This window comes from Deinococcus alpinitundrae (assembly GCF_009982895.1).
Taxonomy (GTDB): Bacteria; Deinococcota; Deinococci; order Deinococcales; family Deinococcaceae; genus Deinococcus; species Deinococcus alpinitundrae.
This window is the reverse complement of sequence record NZ_WXZL01000017.1, coordinates 1-15,213: the sequence shown is the minus strand read 5'-3', so window position 1 is coordinate 15,213 and position 15,213 is coordinate 1. Positions and strand designations below refer to the sequence as shown.

Annotated in this window: 18 protein-coding genes and 2 pseudogenes; 5 read left to right on the top strand and 15 right to left on the bottom strand. The window is 61.0% G+C overall.

Annotated features, from left to right (window positions below):
* Positions 1-22: 22 nt before the first annotated feature.
* Positions 23-268 carry a hypothetical protein gene (locus tag GUI70_RS24405; RefSeq protein WP_237724956.1) on the top strand — a complete coding sequence of 82 codons (246 nt, stop codon included), beginning with the start codon at positions 23-25 and terminating at the stop codon, positions 266-268.
* Between the two features lie 155 nt (positions 269-423).
* Here the strand turns inward: GUI70_RS24405 and GUI70_RS25255 are convergent.
* Positions 424-696, bottom strand: a pseudogene (locus GUI70_RS25255) (PAS domain-containing protein); the annotation flags it as partial.
* Positions 697-961: 265 nt separating this feature from the next.
* The gene (locus GUI70_RS15085) at positions 962-1,153 is read right to left on the bottom strand and encodes a hypothetical protein (RefSeq protein WP_202630494.1); all 192 of its coding nucleotides are present in this window, start codon (positions 1,151-1,153) and stop codon (positions 962-964) included.
* Positions 1,154-1,307: 154 nt separating this feature from the next.
* On the opposite strand from GUI70_RS15085, the gene GUI70_RS15080 reads away from it, so the two are divergent.
* Positions 1,308-1,865: a TetR/AcrR family transcriptional regulator gene (locus GUI70_RS15080; protein WP_161883151.1), complete on the top strand. Its 558-nt coding sequence runs from the start codon at positions 1,308-1,310 to the stop codon at positions 1,863-1,865.
* Positions 1,866-2,198: 333 nt separating this feature from the next.
* Here the strand turns inward: GUI70_RS15080 and GUI70_RS15075 are convergent, their stop codons facing one another.
* The 3 genes from GUI70_RS15075 to GUI70_RS15065 all read right to left on the bottom strand — a co-directional run bounded on the left by GUI70_RS15075 (position 2,199) and on the right by GUI70_RS15065 (position 7,083).
* Positions 2,199-3,137, bottom strand: a complete 939-nt coding sequence (locus GUI70_RS15075; protein WP_161883150.1) for an AraC family transcriptional regulator — start codon at positions 3,135-3,137, stop codon at positions 2,199-2,201.
* A 2,939-nt stretch (positions 3,138-6,076) separates the two neighbouring features.
* Complete coding sequence (locus tag GUI70_RS15070) at positions 6,077-6,457, bottom strand: hypothetical protein (protein ID WP_161883149.1); 381 nt, start codon at positions 6,455-6,457, stop codon at positions 6,077-6,079.
* A 140-nt stretch (positions 6,458-6,597) separates the two neighbouring features.
* The gene (locus tag GUI70_RS15065) at positions 6,598-7,083 is read right to left on the bottom strand and encodes a hypothetical protein (RefSeq protein ID WP_161883148.1); all 486 of its coding nucleotides are present in this window, start codon (positions 7,081-7,083) and stop codon (positions 6,598-6,600) included.
* 128 nt (positions 7,084-7,211) lie between these two features.
* Here GUI70_RS15065 and GUI70_RS15060 point away from each other — a divergent pair, with 128 nt between their 5' ends.
* Positions 7,212-7,499, top strand: a complete 288-nt coding sequence (locus GUI70_RS15060) for a hypothetical protein (protein WP_161883147.1) — start codon at positions 7,212-7,214, stop codon at positions 7,497-7,499.
* Between the two features lie 104 nt (positions 7,500-7,603).
* Here GUI70_RS15060 and GUI70_RS15055 read toward each other — a convergent pair whose 3' ends face one another.
* The 8 genes from GUI70_RS15055 to GUI70_RS15020 form a co-directional block, all read right to left on the bottom strand.
* Complete coding sequence (locus GUI70_RS15055) at positions 7,604-8,161, bottom strand: hypothetical protein (RefSeq protein ID WP_161883146.1); 558 nt, start codon at positions 8,159-8,161, stop codon at positions 7,604-7,606.
* 527 nt (positions 8,162-8,688) lie between these two features.
* Positions 8,689-9,672 (bottom strand): hypothetical protein, encoded by a 984-nt coding sequence (locus GUI70_RS15050; protein WP_161883145.1) that lies wholly within the window; start codon positions 9,670-9,672, stop codon positions 8,689-8,691.
* Between the two features lie 165 nt (positions 9,673-9,837).
* Complete coding sequence (locus GUI70_RS15045) at positions 9,838-9,996, bottom strand: hypothetical protein (RefSeq protein WP_161883144.1); 159 nt, start codon at positions 9,994-9,996, stop codon at positions 9,838-9,840.
* Between the two features lie 65 nt (positions 9,997-10,061).
* Positions 10,062-10,475, bottom strand: coding sequence for a hypothetical protein (locus GUI70_RS15040; protein WP_161883143.1), 414 nt, complete (start codon positions 10,473-10,475; stop codon positions 10,062-10,064).
* A 538-nt stretch (positions 10,476-11,013) separates the two neighbouring features.
* Positions 11,014-11,535 carry a hypothetical protein gene (locus GUI70_RS15035; RefSeq protein WP_161883142.1) on the bottom strand — a complete coding sequence of 174 codons (522 nt, stop codon included), beginning with the start codon at positions 11,533-11,535 and terminating at the stop codon, positions 11,014-11,016.
* Positions 11,536-11,868: 333 nt separating this feature from the next.
* A complete protein-coding gene (locus GUI70_RS15030) occupies positions 11,869-12,627 on the bottom strand; it encodes a hypothetical protein (protein WP_161883141.1) in 759 nt (252 codons plus the stop codon).
* Positions 12,624-13,163: a hypothetical protein gene (locus tag GUI70_RS15025; RefSeq protein WP_161883140.1), complete on the bottom strand. Its 540-nt coding sequence runs from the start codon at positions 13,161-13,163 to the stop codon at positions 12,624-12,626. The genes GUI70_RS15030 and GUI70_RS15025 overlap by 4 nt, the downstream gene beginning before the upstream one ends.
* Positions 13,160-13,378, bottom strand: a complete 219-nt coding sequence (locus tag GUI70_RS15020) for a hypothetical protein (RefSeq protein ID WP_161883139.1) — start codon at positions 13,376-13,378, stop codon at positions 13,160-13,162. Before GUI70_RS15020 ends, GUI70_RS15025 begins: the two co-directional genes overlap by 4 nt.
* Positions 13,379-13,912: 534 nt before the next feature.
* Here GUI70_RS15020 and GUI70_RS24400 point away from each other — a divergent pair.
* Positions 13,913-14,035 (top strand): annotated as a pseudogene (locus GUI70_RS24400) (IS6 family transposase); the annotation flags it as partial.
* Positions 14,036-14,084: 49 nt separating this feature from the next.
* Positions 14,085-14,507, top strand: coding sequence for a hypothetical protein (locus GUI70_RS15015; protein WP_161883138.1), 423 nt, complete (start codon positions 14,085-14,087; stop codon positions 14,505-14,507).
* Between the two features lie 71 nt (positions 14,508-14,578).
* Here GUI70_RS15015 and GUI70_RS15010 read toward each other — a convergent pair whose 3' ends face one another.
* Both GUI70_RS15010 and GUI70_RS25250 read right to left on the bottom strand, forming a co-directional pair.
* Positions 14,579-15,043: a DoxX-related protein gene (locus GUI70_RS15010; RefSeq protein ID WP_202630493.1), complete on the bottom strand. Its 465-nt coding sequence runs from the start codon at positions 15,041-15,043 to the stop codon at positions 14,579-14,581.
* A gap of 41 nt (positions 15,044-15,084) precedes the next feature.
* Positions 15,085-15,213, bottom strand: a 129-nt coding sequence (locus tag GUI70_RS25250; protein WP_161883137.1) for an acetylxylan esterase, incomplete at its 5' end; no start/stop codon positions are given.

Below are 15,213 nucleotides of genomic sequence, written 5' to 3'. Positions count from 1 at the left end.
AGAGGGATTCTCAGTCGCTGGCTTGGGCCGGACGCCCCACGAACTCGAACTTCAGTACCAGGTCCAGCGCACCCACCAGGCTGCTGTCGCTGAGCACCCACTTCTCGCCGTCGCCAGACTTGTTCTTGACCCGCTCGGTCCGCAGCAGCTCGACGACCGCGCCGTCCGCTTTGCGCCCGTACTGCGCGCCCGGCTTGAGCTTGCCCTGTGGCCCCGTAGGGTATTGACGGCTTTCAGCCGGTTGAGGTCAATGACGGCCAGCACTTGAGGGAGGCCCAAACTTGGCTGGAGGCGTTTTAGGGCTTCCCGAGTCAGGCATCCCGTGAGGATGTCGCGGCTCAGATCAGTGTAGGTGGGGGTGGTGTTCAGTAAAGGACGAACATGGATGACCAGCCCGCCATGGTGGGGAGATAAGACAACGTGCAGGCGAACTGAAGAGCTTGCATTGAAGGTAATGAATTCCGTCCGTTCTTGAGCGCGTAACGCTTGATAAAACGCGTCTAAGACCTCTGGGGAGACATTGGACGGCCGGACTTCTTCGTATGTTTTTCCGAGGAAGTCCTCCTCTTTTATATTCAATCGAGTTTGAGCAAAGGTGTTTATGAAGGTAAAGCGTCCATCTGCGTCAACGAGACACAGAATGTCCTGAATGAGATCGAAAGGGTGGAATGCGCTGGTTGAGCGCCTGGAGAGCATATGGCAGCTTACCGGATGACTTCATATAGGAACATGATATTCACGTCGTTGGATTGAGCCGGGTGCCGATGTCGAAAAGTGGAACTGCGTTGATGGAACATCCCGACTGACATTTAGGACCTTGAGTCAAAACTAAAACAAAGCCCTTGCTTACGTGGAGGCTTTTCTATTGGGAGGAGTTGATGGAGCCAGCGGTGCCCAACCTCAACGCTGCGGCAGGCAACCCCGCGTCTGCCCGGCAGCGCCCGCACCCTCGGTCCTCACTTCAGCTGCGCCCGAAGCGGTCCACCACCGTCACGCCCGTGTCGAGGAAGCGGTCCATTTCCACCAGAGCATCTGGGGCGTCCTCCAAGCCTATTCGCCGCCCGATCAGCCGCTGCGGTTGGAGCGTCCCCCGCTCAATCATGGCTCCTGGCGCTGGCAAAGGGTTGATGACCACTCGGTAGAGCATCACCATAGGTGCTCCTTGAAGACTTCAGGATCTGTATGCCCTTTCCACCGTTATAGATGATACGCCTTATCTAAAATAGATTAGTCTGCTAATCTAAGAGATGTCAAGCGGACCGTCCTGCGAAGACGATTCGCGTCACCGATTTCTTGTAGGAGGAACGATGTCCAGAGTTTCCAGAGCCCAGGCCGCCCAGAACCGGGAACTCACCATTCAGGCCGCCGCCAAATTGTTCCGCGAGCGCGGCGTCGATCATGTCAGTGTGCAGGACATTATGGCCGCCGTTGGCCTCACCCACGGCGGCTTCTACCGCCAGTTCGAATCCAAGGAGGCCCTGCTGCCGGAAGCGGCCCGGTACGCCTACGACGGTATGACCGCCCGGCTCACGAACCTCGATGCCAGCGCCGCCGACCACGCTGCCGCACAGCGCCAGTTTGTCCAGAACTATCTCTCCGCATCCCACCGGGACCGACCTGGAAATGGGTGTCCAACCGCCGGGTTGATTCAGGACGTCGCCCGTACGGGCAATGCGGAAACCCGCGACCTGCTCACGGACGGCGTCACCGACCTCGGGGAATGGCTCGATCAGCCTGGACGTGACGGTCTGGTCACCGCCTGTACACTGATCGGTGCGCTGCTGGTTTCCCGCGCCGCCAGAGGATCGCCACTGTCCGATCAGGTCCTTGAACGGGTCGCTGTAGCATTCGCTGCCCCAGATTGAGTGCGCTGCTGAACCATGCACCTCCGCGCCGATTTCCCTCCTTGGCCCCAACGCATGACTTAAACTTTAACAAGAGCCCTCCTCATGACTGAACAAAGACAACCCGCTAGTGTTCTGCCTGAAAATGGGATCGCTCATGAGATCGTGGCCACACACCTGGATACTTCATCTGACAAGACTCAGGTCCACGAGAGATCAGGCGCTCAGCGGGGCAATTCATGACTGTGCTGACGTCCCCCCTGCATCCGGCGTGGGCGGCCGCTGGCCTGACCTTTCTGGTGCTCCTCACCACCGCACGCGTGCGTTCGACGCCAGGCGACTTGCTGCTGCTGCTCAGTCCGCCGCTGCCTGATGACCCTGCCGACCATACCGCCGAGGCGGGCGGCCCATCACCCGCTTGAAGGCCGTGCTGAAGGCCGCCTCGGACTCATATCCCACCGACAGGGCGATGTCAGCCACGCTTTCCTCGCCGCCGATGAGCCGGTCAGCCGCCAGCAGCATGCGCCACCTCGTCAGATACGCGAGTGGGGTCAGCCCTACGCCTGCGCTGAAGAGTGCTGCGAAGGTTGAACGGGGAAGCCCCGCCCGCTCCGCCAGTCCCTGAACCGTCCAGGGGTAAGCCGGGGCGGTGTGCATGGCTCCAAGGACACCGCTGAGCTGGGGATCGGTCAAAGCGAACAGCCAGCCGACCTGCCCTGTGCCCACGCGGTCCAAGTGTATGCGGAGGGCCTGGATCAGAAAGACCTGCGCGAGGTGCTCAGCCATGAGGCGAGCTCCGGGCTGCTCCTCACGCAGTTCCTGTTCCATGCGCTCCAGTGACCAGCGCAGTGATTCTTCTCCCGTCACCTGCTCCAGATGAATCAGTGGGGGCAGCGCTTCCAGCAGCAGCGCTGCCTGCGGGCCGGGCAGCGTGAAAGCGCTCCCGATGAAGGTAACCTCATTGGCGTCCGCGTCAGCCATGTCGCCTTTCCGCGCGTCCAGCACACGTGACGTCTTCTGCTGAAGGTAGACTTCCTGCGGGACGGCGGGCAGGGTCAGGTCGCTGCCAAGCCGGAAGCCACGCTGACCGGGGAGCAGCACGCAGTCGCCCGCCATGAGCGCAACCGGCTCCCCATCCTCCACAGCGATCCAGCAGGTCCCACTGAGCACGGCGTAGCACTTGATATAGCCGTGCGGCTGGAACTGCACACACCAGTTGCCATGGTCTGTCGCTAGCCGCGCCAGCGGGCTGCTGGGCCGCATTCTGCTGAGGACATCAGACAGTGGATCCATGAATTCTCCAGACGAAAGCGAACATGTACTAGATTTTAACGCATAGATTGTCTGAAGATCGGGCCGTATTCTCCCTCTGGTGGTTGAGCAACGAACCTCTCAACCTAAGGAGGCTTCCATGAAGATCTTTATTACTGGCGGTACTGGCACCATCGGTACCCCCGAATGCTCAGGAAATTCAAGAAAGTGCGACCTCTCACCCCATTTGGCTAAACAACAGGGCCTCATCTCGTGAAGCTCTGTGACGCATGTTGTATGCGCTCAATCGCCTTCCAGGGTTCCCGAACGCTCCTATCGTCATCAGGCATAGCGAGAGGGTCGGGAAATCGCTCGCCATCCAGCCAGAAGACGCTGTAGAGGCCGCCCTCAAGATCGAGCAGACTAGGCACGGGCACCGGCGCGTTCGAGCAAGGTGATCAGGTGCATGCGAAAGAGCTTCAGACTGGTGGAAGAGTTCGCTGATTGAGGACGATGCCGCGACCAGTCTCAGTTCAGCGAGGGGTTCCTCGAGCTTAGCTGTGGGGTATGCGTACACATACACGCAACCAACCCCGCTGCTGCTCATGCCGTCCCTGGTGCCGAATCAACACAAGAATATATATCTCTTTTTTGCTTTCCCTCATCTCTTAGCGGCTTTGCTGCCGGAGCATTTGCATTGGCGAGCAGGGAGGTTAGCAGGAAGAGTCTGCTTCACAGCCTTGCTAAGCACCTGGGTAAAATGATGTTCGCTGAGGATGTCTATTACTCACCGGAGGTCAGGTGCTGGTGACTCGGTGGTCATCTGACCTCGGCAGCAGAATCAATTTTGGTGTCCTCAGTCTTCAGCGGGCACCCATGGACCGGTAGGATGTCCTCCCTGAACTGTTCCTGCACTCAACTCCTGCCATGGCCCGTTCATCCAGGGATGTGCTGCGCCTGTGGTTATGTCGGTGCTAAAGCTAGTATGACCAGGCATTAAGTTGGTTGTGTTGTGCGTCAGCTGGCTGAGGGGGTGGCTTACGCGAATTACTCTAAATTATATATTCTGATGAAGTGCTTTAGCATCACCCAGATTTCTAAACTCACCATTCAACTCGTTTCACCCTCACCCACCGTGCCAATTCCACAGCTCCAGCTTCCCGCCGTATCGATCGCCCCTCTCTCACCCAATGTCCTGGCTTACCCCTGATCCACACGCTCTGGCTCCTGCAAGGGTCAAGAAGGGGCCTACCAGAGTAAGACCCCACCCTCCATCTCCGAAGCCACTGGACCCCAGAGCGGCCATTCTGAGCCGTTTACGGCCCAACCTCAACCGTGCCCCATCTCCAATAGGCCAGGAAGTCCCCGCAGATCTCAGCGCGGTAGGGATCGATGAACGTTGGGCTCAACCCAAACCGAGACTCGCGTCATTTTCTCAGTTCCGGTACCAGCTTCCCAGATCAATCTCACCCGCGTCACCACCTCGTCCGGAACCTGACCACGCACCCGCTCGCCGAGCATCGCATATGCCAGGCGATTTACACGTCGATCCAATTCGGTGAGCTGAGGTGCACGCCAAGCCGCTCAACGCCCTATTCCCACACGGCCCTGTCTGCGCTTCCCCGTGGGGTTGATCCTCCACGTGCGCCCGTTCCTACGTCGCGTCCAGCACAGCGAGTTGCGCGCCAGTCAGTCGCCGCCAGACCAGACCAGCCGCGCGACGCGTCATCGAACTTCGTTTGCCTGCACCGCCAGTACCGCCGCACCCGCCGATTTGCTCTACAGCCGTCCTCCTGCTTACCCGACCCGGTCAGGGGCGATGAGGTGCGGCAGGATCCCTGGTTGCCCTGCATGCCCTGGGGTTGCTCCATTCAGTAGTTTCGCATTGGGAGCGTGGCCGTGTCATCCCCGGACTTCGCCTCAACGAAGAGGCGGTCTGGTCCAGCCCCGGTTGTCCTCACCGCACATCCGCATGCCGAGCAGGGTGACGCCGCTCTCGAACAACCGAGACCGCGCTCTGCTTCTCGCCGAGAATCCAGCAGTACGGACGTCATCGATCCGCAAGGCCGCCGGGGTGTTCCCATGCCAGGCGCATACGCGGTTCACAGGTACTTAACCTCGTTCATGTGCGGTCTCTTGACGCGCACGTTGTCTGTCAGGGGACAGGGCTCTGACCTAGCCATGGGGGTGGTGCCTCTTCTTGGCCCTCAGGCCTGGTGGGTGAGGCGGACGAATTCACTCCACTCCTCGGGGCTCCGGACCGGCGTTGATCTCGCACCGGGCATTGGCGGCGTAAAACCGCACCACCTCTCCGATGGCCGAGACGGAGGTGAACAGGGCGGGCCCTGCATGATCACCTCGGCCAGTTGCACGGGGGACGTGCATCGCACGACTTCGGCGGCTGTGGGTGACGTGTCTGCCCGCCTACCCTCCGCCTTCTAGGCGGTGAGTGCCCCGGGTCTTCAAATCAACTTCCTGCCGGACGCAGCGTTGATGATCGCGCTCAGCAGTCGACTCCACAGTCCCAGCGCGGACAGGTGGGGCGACGCAGTTGCCCGATCATGTTCTCGCAGTCGTCCTGACCCATCCCCAGGCTCACGGCGATCTTCATGCGCCCCGGGCATCCGCCCGCACTTCCGAGCGGTGACAGTCATTTGCGGTTGGAGCTGCACAACACAAGGCGAAGCACGGCGAGTGAACAAGCCTCTCGGCGCTGCTGCGCTTCAGCCAGCTCAACTTGAAGTCGTTGGATGACGTTCGAATTCATCCGCAGGTTGTAGGCCATCTCCAATCGCCGGTCGCACGTCAACGGTGTCGCTTCTGCGGCCCGGTGAACCGCTGTGATGTTTGCCGATGGTCCGCATTGTGAGGGGCTGATCTGCCTGGTGTGCTGCGCTGCTGTCATCTCGTCCTCTTGGGGCGTGAATCATTGCTGAGCAGTGCGCTGGGAATCTCCTGGCGCACGCCGCCGCGCGAACCGCTCAGCCCCCCATCTTCAGTGCCCTCAGTTCATTACGCATCTGCGTGAACACCGCGCAGTCACTGCCGAGCACGCTGCATTCAAAGTCAAGCTGCTGCGCCTGTGCCGCCGCGTCCCACGCTTCCCCCGATCGGCACACGCCGCCCAGGAAGTACGCCTCGGCCCTCGCCATCATCCGCTCCACTCTCCGGATCTCTTCGGCCATGATCCCCACCGCTTCACCCACTGTCCTGACGCCACCAAGATTCCAAATCAGCCAGTCGCGCTGAATCTCCGGACGAAACGAAAACGCATCATGCCCCTGAGCGAAGCCCTGCGCCACCCACACGTGCGTCACTGCCGCCACCCGCTTCCGCTCCAACAACGTCTTCAAGAGAGTCATGTCTCCCTGTCGACCATCCGGCCCGGATGGTGAGGGTGGTGGGCACAAGCGAAGCGTGCTGTCGGGAACTGCCAGTGGCCGCACGCCGGGCCCACGAAAAAAGGGAGAACGGCTCAGCGGCCCTTCTCCCTGAAGATCATTTACAGCGCGCGGGTTTCGGTGACGTATTTGTAACTCAGCAGCGTCAGGTCATTGAAGCGCTGCGCCATACCGAGTCGGCCTTCACTGGACTCCAGACGCTCTCTCAGCGTCCGCGCCAGTTGGTTGGCGGCCGTCCAGACGTACTCACCGCCGACCACATCCTCGATGCCCAGCCGCAGCAACCGGCCCTTGAGCTGGTCCCCGATGCGGTGACCGCGGACCCGGCTGGGCTCGCGCGTCCAATCCGGATGCGCCACCGAGCCGATCCAGGGTTGGGTCTGGGCGATGAAGAACGGCGTCACCTGGTCCGTGAGCGACTCGAACTTCGCCTGCAGCTGCGCCGCTTCACCGACAAGCTCTTCCGACACGCCCAGGACGTCGCACCCACACATCAGCCAGTGCTGTTCCTTATGGGGATGCGGCACGGCATACAGGGCGACGAACGTGGCGGGGCAGACCCCGCGGGTGTACGTGAATCCAAGCATGCTTTCCCCGGCCCACCCCGCTATCTGGGTGGTGAGCAGTCTTGTGCAGCGCCACAAAAAAAGCGGAGACCGCATGCCCTCTCCCGTCCCCGCTTCGCCTGCTTCACCGCCGGCGCATGTGGCTGAAGATGCGCCGCGCCAACGCCCGCCCCCACGTCCGGGTACACCCCGCCTGGAAGGCCGCGTTCAACTCGAAGTACAACTCCGCTTCCGCCGCGCTCGCCAACCCCACCATCGCCCGCCCGAGTCGCCGCGCGACAAACGTCGCATCCGCCTCGCTGTTCAACTGCATGCTTCCCATTGCTTCTCCTCTTCCCGCCCGAGACGCACCACTTCACTTCTTCGCCCCCGCATCCGCCGCGTTCCACCCAGCGGTGATGATCCCTTCTTCGCTGGTGTTCTGCCCTCCGCATTGACAAGACGCCGGGTGGGGCTGGTCTGCTTTGTCCACGCGCCGCGTGCCACAACAAAAGCGGAGACGCCCGGTCGTGCTTCGTCTCCGCTCCAAGTCCCCAGCGCGTTACGCCACGTTCAGCGTCCAGTCCTCCGGCATCAGCAGACCGTCATCGTCAAGCTCCACTTGCACCTGCGCTTCAGGTACGGCCGGCACCGTCACCTTCACCACGTCCGGCAGTCCGCATGCCGCACCGGTCTGCGCAGCCCAGCGACGCCACGCCGTCTCCGCCAACGCCTGCATCCGGGCGGCCAGTTTCGTCGGCGCATTCCGCACCGCTCTCTCCACGCCCGACACTCGCGCCGGGCAGACATGCACGTCCGCACGCTTGACCTCCAGGGTCGCCGCCTCACCGCTCCACGTCACGCACCCACGCAACACCAGCACCTGCCGGTCCTCTCGCAGCTCCCGCGCCACCTGACGCGCGACGTTACTCGCCCAGGCCAGCTTGCCCTCGTCCAGGTCCGAGCGGCCCGGCCCCAGTAGCCTCACGTGATCGCCGTCCAGACTCAGACCCAGGATGAAACTTGTGGTCAGCGTTTCGCCCTTCTCGTCATTCCCGATTCTGGATCCGACGTAGAAGGAGGTGTCGCAGTCGATGGCCGGCTTGATGTGCGTAATCATGCCCCCCGGATGTCCCGCGTTCCCCCAGCGGGTGAAAGCTGTTCGCCGTTGCGCCTTCCACCGGTCAACCACCAGGCAAAGCAACGCCCCCGCCCGCTCTCATCAACCACCCCCAGGAGCCAGAGCCAAGGCGACGGAGGAAAAGGAAGGGGAACGGGGGAAGTCCTCACTGTAGACTAGCGGGTTCCGCTCTACAATCCGCCTGGGTGTCGGTGTGACGTCCCCGAGAAACCCGCTCAGATACAGCTACCAGGGCCGTAAACTCGTCTACTGTCGGTGTGGCGTTCCCGAGAAACCCGCCTAAATACAGTTTCCAGGACTCAAAACCCGCCTGGGTGTCGCTTCACTTCCTCTCACCTAAGCATCACAAAGACAGACGTATTGCTGACTTTCAGCCACTTTCTTGTTTGAGGGAACGTGATTCTTCGGTGTGTAAGTTGGCGTTTTTCCAGGTGGTTTGGCGTCGTTGAACCATACGATTTTGGTCGCAAGAACGATTTCAGAGCGCAGAATTCGATGCGCGCTGTTCACTCCCACCAGCTTGCCAACATCACTTCGCGCGTCAACCGTGTGCCGATCTTGCGACTGAGGTTACGCTGCCTCACTTTGGTTGTCACGGCCCAGATCGGCTTGGCAAATCCGCGGTCCTGAAAGGCATCGAGCTTGCGCCTGATGTCCTTCGCGCTGTAGTGACCCGTGTCAAATTCGATGGCAATCCGCTGGCCCTGTGGAGACAGGTACACAGCATCTGGATTTTCGTAACTCAGGCGTCCGCGCGTCTCGGCTTGCCACACCTCAGGATCACTGTCCACCCCCAGCATGTAACGCACCTGCGCTGCGCCGCAGCGGTGAGCGAGTGAAGCGTCATCGCCGTTGGCGATCTGGCGTGTTGAGGTCAGGAAAGTCGTCGTGATCTCGTTTGCCATGGTGTCTTTTACTGGTCGGATGATGGTGTTCACATAGGACGCGCCTTCAAGGTCACTGACACCCAAGCCGAAGTACCGTTTGAGCTGCGCGCTGCTCATCGCCGCGTCGCACCCCAGTGCCCGCCGCGCCTCACCGATTCGTTCCGTTCGGCTCAGCGATAAAATCGTTTTGGTGATGTCAGGGAGCGCTTGAAAGAGCGGGTCTTCAAGATGGGCCGTGCCCGCGTAATACGGGCGATCATCCGCTTCGAAATTGGGCCTCGCCGGCACGACTTTGACTCGTGTGGCCGCCTCCCCATTGACCAGGCTTTTCGGCAGGACCGTGGCAAGTTTCAAGAACGACTTTTGCGTTTCTGCGTATTTTCTCCTGCGCGTCGGACTGGGCGTCAGCACCACGATATAGAAATCACGGAACAAAGCCGTGCTCTTAAAACGGGTGGTTAGTGACTCCAGCGACTGTCTGGAGTACCCGCCGCCGCGCATGAGCCCGGTCAGCAAGCACTCGCCAAAGTCCGTTTTGACATGCAGCATCGGTCCGTCCTTGTCGTACTGTTTGAGCTGCCGGGAAGGCTCGGTGTCCGTCATAACCCGCCACCCCAATTGTGCCAGGCTGAGCCGGACATACGCCTTGGTGAGTTGAACTTGTAGGCTCTCGGCATCGCTGGCGGGTGGAACGTGGCGAGACGGCCATGCGCGAGGACGACGTACATAGTCCCCATCAGCGTGTCCATTGTGCCGAGGACACGCTGATCAAGGGCAAAGCCGGTCTCCGAAGGCAGCCACCGCCTCATCGTGCGTCCAGGCTTCCTGGATGTTGTAGAGGGCGCTGAGTGCTTTTGTTTCGGTGGGTGTGAGGACAACCCGCTGAGTGGAGCCCTGGTTGATTCGCGGTGGTGGTGAGATGGACATGTAACTCCTGTTCGGGCAGGTGCAACACCCGATCACCAGGTGTCACACCTGCCCGGGAATGTGCTTCAGATGGGGCGGCTGTCTTCAGCGTTCGTGGGTCGGTCCTGCGCGGTGAACAGCACTGGATTGGGCGCAGGCGGCAGGGCAGATTTCTCGGGCGTGCTGGTAGTCGGAGCTGCGGCTCCGGGTGTCGGTTTCTCAGCGGGCGCGACGGCCTTCTTCTGCGCGCCGTTTGTGCTCACCGGTTTGCTCTGCTTACGCCGGTTCCGGTTGGGTTTCGGTGGGTTTTTCTTCGGTTCTGGAGCGGCCCTGGCGTTCAGCGCTTCACGCCGAAGTCGCGCGAGTTCCTTGAGGTTGTCGAGGCTACTGTTCAGCCGTTCCTGGGTGGTGCCGAGCGTGTTGGTGTTGCTCATGATCAGGTACCGAGACGCGAGCTGCTGTGCACTGGTCCAGCGGGTGCAGGCGTCGGTGAGGAGCACGAAATTTTGGGGACTGGTCAGTCGAAATGACACCTGTACTAGCCGTCCAAAATCCCATGTGAACTCGAGTGAGGCGTTGTTCCAAGTCTACGCAACCGTTGAGTTTTCAGCCTCGAAACACTCCTTCGCCAGCCTGCTTCTTAGGTGTATATGTTGGCAGTTGCTCTCCTCATCAGAAGGCTGTATGGGGTGGGGAGTTGCTGTTATCGCCCTCTCGCTGCCTGATTTTTCAAGTCATTCTGCATCGAAAAATCGGACCTGTTTGACCGGGTTTGAAGCTGTTTTTCATGCATTTTTTCAGCTCAGCAGCGAGTTGAGTTCAGGCCAGTTCCTGATCTTGACGTCGGGCGAGACGTGTGTCTGTTGAGCATGTCTACAATGACGTGATCGAGACCAACCATGGACCAAGTATTTGCCCTTGCCGTGAGCTTCGATGGCGGTGTCGAAAGATGTACGAGAACGCTTGACGAGTGCAGCGGTTTCCTCGTTGATACTCAACCAGGAATGGCAGGCGGGGTGTAGAAAGCATCGTCAAGGATCAGGCCGTGTATGGTGGCAATGACGAGAGCCGCGGCGGCTCAATCACACCCATGATGGTCCGCACGAAGCGAACGGTGCTCTTGTTCACCAAGCTGTCTTCTTCGTCATCGCCATTGATGCTGCGCCGTTCACTTCCACGGAGACACCCGATGATATTGCCAGTGTATTTCGGGTCGAAATCCTGAATCATCCGCGACTCCAGGAACGGGCCGTCAATTTTAAACGTGAGATTCTGCCCCTCGTCCATCACGATTTCCTCGATTTTAGCCCTGATGTGCCGAGCGCAGCTCAGTGGTGCGGGCGAATGCTGGGGGCTCGGCAGGTGAAGCAGCAGGGGGGTCCGGGGACGCTGAGCTGTTCCGAACGACCTGAAACTGGCCCCAATCTGAGCGGTTCTGGAGGGCAGAGGCATCGGGATCAGGGGAGCGCTTGCCGGGGGCGTGACGAGGCTCCCAGGTGGTTTCACGACGGTCATGCTGGCGGGTGGGCGCGTCTGCACATTGGCGAGCGCACCGCTCACGCTGAGGTCCTGAGCGGTGCCTTGGGGCCGTTTGCCACTCCTGGTGTTGTGGGGTCGTAAGGCCGGTGGGCTAGGTCAATCTTGCCCGTCTGCCTGTTGCTGAGCCTCCGGTACTTCTTCCGCTTAGAAGCGGAGCGAAACCAGGGAAAATCCACGCCTAACATACAGGGTTCAAACAGCTTGTGCCTTCGTTCGGGGTCCTGGTTGCATTTTACGTTCCGAATCAACTTTTCCAAACTTCTCCTCATTCGCCAGGTTCACACAGGGAACCTGGAGTTTAGGTTTCCTGTACTTTTCAGTGCCTGAACACCAGTTCAGGCAACGCCGCCTCCCTCATTCTTGAGCCTCGCTGTACTGCTCGAGGAGTGCCAGCAGCGCGATATGGGTGCTCAGCGACTGCGCGCTGTCTGGCTGGCGCTGCAATCGGAAGATCGTCGTCAGGTGAGCGCGCACCTGCTCAGCCCAGCGGGCCTCCTGTCCGGCCAGACTAGCCCGCTGTTGATCCAGCAGCGGGCGGTGGTGCTGATGATTGCGTTGCGTTCCCCAAATCATCCGGGTCCACAGCATCTGACCCAGACCCAAAACATCGGGTCTGTCCTGGACTGCCAGACGCAAGTCTCCCTGCCGCTCCACCTGACCGGCCAGTCGCAGGAAGGTCAGCCAGTGGGTGTCACGCTGGTTCAGCGGCTTCGAATCCCGGATGCTGGACGGCAACATCGGCATCAAGGGCAGCCAACTGGTGCGCTTGAACTGGACGGTCAGCGACAGGAGATACCCATCAGCGTCTCCCAGCTCATCGGGAACGCAGGCCAGGGCCAGACTGATGTCCCGGAGCATCGCAGCCGTGCCGTCGCCCTCCTGATACTGCGCCAGTTGATTCGCAATCTGGGCGATTGGCATCTTCATGGGTTTGGCATCGGGGTCCAGCACCATCCGGAGCCTGAAGTGACAGAGCGTCGCCGCCATGATCATCAAGCTGCGGGCCGGATGACCGGTCCACACCGCCGGTTCGGCGCGTTGCGCCGTGAGCCGCGCCGCCGTCAGCAGCGCCCGCCCAAAGCCCGGCAGCAGGTCCGGTTCAGTGGGATTCACGCTTCACTCTCCGGAATCGGCCGGGCCTGGCCGAGATCATGGTCGTAGGCGTAGCAACGCGCAGTGAGCTGCCCTTCCACCCAGCCCAGCATCACCATGATGTGAAGATCATCCACCAGGCCCATCTCTTGCGCCCGCCCCACCCAGGCGAGATCGGTCATCAGGTCCGGGAGCTGACGGTCAGGGTACATCAGCCACTGCCCCACCCAGTCGCAGCTGCCTTCAGACTGCGCCGTCAGGGCATCGTTCCAACCCAGCAGATACGACCCATCGAAACTCAGCGGATCGCAGGCCGAGGGCTGAACCGGATACCCATTGCGGGCCACAAAGCGGATGTCGAGGGTCTCCTCCTGCCGGATCCCGAAGAGCGGTCCACCTTGCAAGTGACCAGGCACCAGGAGCCAGGCACGGAACGCCTGCAGGGCGTCCGGGCTGAGAGTCCAATGGGCAACGGGCAGCACCTCAGCATCGGACGGCGAGGGCGTACCGACCAGACCGAGGACGCGTTGCTGGGCACGATTGAGGGTCAGTTTCATTGCGCCCACCGACCAATCAGGCCTTTGCCTGCACTGTCCTCCAGCGTGGGCAGTTGCCCACCCGAGATGACGGCCAGTTCGGCCTGCCCAGTGAGTCGCCAGGCCTCAGCGTCCCAGAGCCCGCGGACAGGGCAACAGCTGGATCGGGCGAATTTGTGGAGAGGATCGTCACTGCTCTTGCTGGTCTGGCTCTCTTTATGCTTGGGTATGGTCATGGTGAACTCCTCAAAAATGGCGAGGCCACCCAGCTTGGGTGGCCTGAAGAGGGTGGCAATGCTGGGCGTAAGAATGGGGTTACAGGATGGCCAAGGGAATCCTTTCGGGCCGGCGAGCCAGGTATTGGAGTCAGTGCTTGCACTGCTGCGTCCCCGCCACCCGTGCAGCGGGTGAAATCTTTTGCTTTTGATGCCCTTTTTTTTGACGGCCGCGCGACTCAAGCGGGTCAGGCCGAGGGGTCCGGATCGGCAAGCGGTGTTGACCATGCCCAGGCGAATTGAGAACCTTGACACACGAAAGAAGTGCTTTGACTAGAATTGAGAGGAGGAGGACTGCTCCCTCAAATCCTTTGTCACACCTCTTGAACGGTCCTGGAGGCCCTGGAGCAGCCGGGCGGCGTACACGATGCCCTGCCCTGCCCAAGACGACCTTCCTGAAGCACCACCGCTTCCTCGATGTTGCGAATCACGTGCCGGATGCACTTCTGATGCTTACGCTCTGCGAAGATCGCGTGATCGTCGACCGAGGCGCGGGACCTGCCTGAGGTCATTCACACCGACCAGCGCCGCAGTTACGGGGCAGCGATCCGAGAGATCCCGAGCTTGGCTGACGTTGACCACCAGCAGGTAATCTCCACGGCCCGGTGCAATAACATCACCCTGCACAACCTCGCGGCCGCCCGCCGCTCCGGCGTACAGTGGCACGATGCACGCGCTCCGCGAACTCCTGTTGCCGCTGGCGGCGTTGCAAGATGCCAGCGAACGTGACCTGGGCTTGATTGCGACACTCGAGTTGGCGGTCCTGAGCGGACAGCCGGTGAAGCTGCCACCGAAATCCGGCCGGGTCAGTCTGCGGGTCAAGCGGGCCGTCATCCAAGCCAGCGAGCGCGCTCAGTTCTACCAGCGGTGTCGGTCGGAGCGGCCCGCCACACTCGATCAGGAAGGCTTGGCGACAAAGCTGGCGTGGCCGTTCTGGGAAGAACTGCCGCAACCGGGGGACATCTTGGAGAACGCTGGGCAGCATTACCGGTGTCTGGACATCTTCCAGGAGAGCGATCCGGACCGTTCCGAGGACCATTCGCTGCTCCCGGTGCGGCCCCTTCTTGAGGAAGAACCGGACGGAGGTTGAGGACCGAAGTTCCTTAAGCTGACTCAAACCGCTTCGGCCCGAAACGACGCAAATTGACCGTGCGGTGCGTCTCAGCGCTGCACGCCTTCCCCCACAGCACGGTGTCCCCGGCGGCTTGCCCGCCAGGCCGCCCATGCCCCGGTCGACCACAGCGCCCAAGCCACCAACAGCGGTTGAAAGAACAGACGAACCAACCGGGACGCATCGGTGTTGAGGCCAAAGGCATCCGTATGGGTCAAGTACTGCGAAATATTCCCTGGGAACACCGCGACAAAGAAGGCGGCAACCACCACGCCGACAGTGAGGCGGTACCGAGGCAGCGCGATCAGCGCCGCACCGAGAGCGAGTTCGACCACCCCCGAGACGACCACCACGACGTCTGGGTCAAGAGGAAGCCAGGTCGGTACCTGCGCCCGGAAGGCCTGACGCAGGGTGGTGAGGTGACCCGTGCCTGCCAGCAGCAACGCGCCGCCGAGCAAGAACCGGGCGGTGTGTTGAACCCAGCTCATAGGCGCGCAGCGAGGGGCAGTTGACATGAAAACGCCTTCCTGCTGGCGACACCCGGCGAGCGCCCTGCTTACAGGGGCCACCGGTTCGCCACGAACGCCAGCTTCTCCACAGCCTGCTGAGTGCCGCCGCCCTCGTGTCCGTTGAACGGGTAAACGCATATGGACTTCTCGCCGCCATACCGGTTATAAGCCGCGTA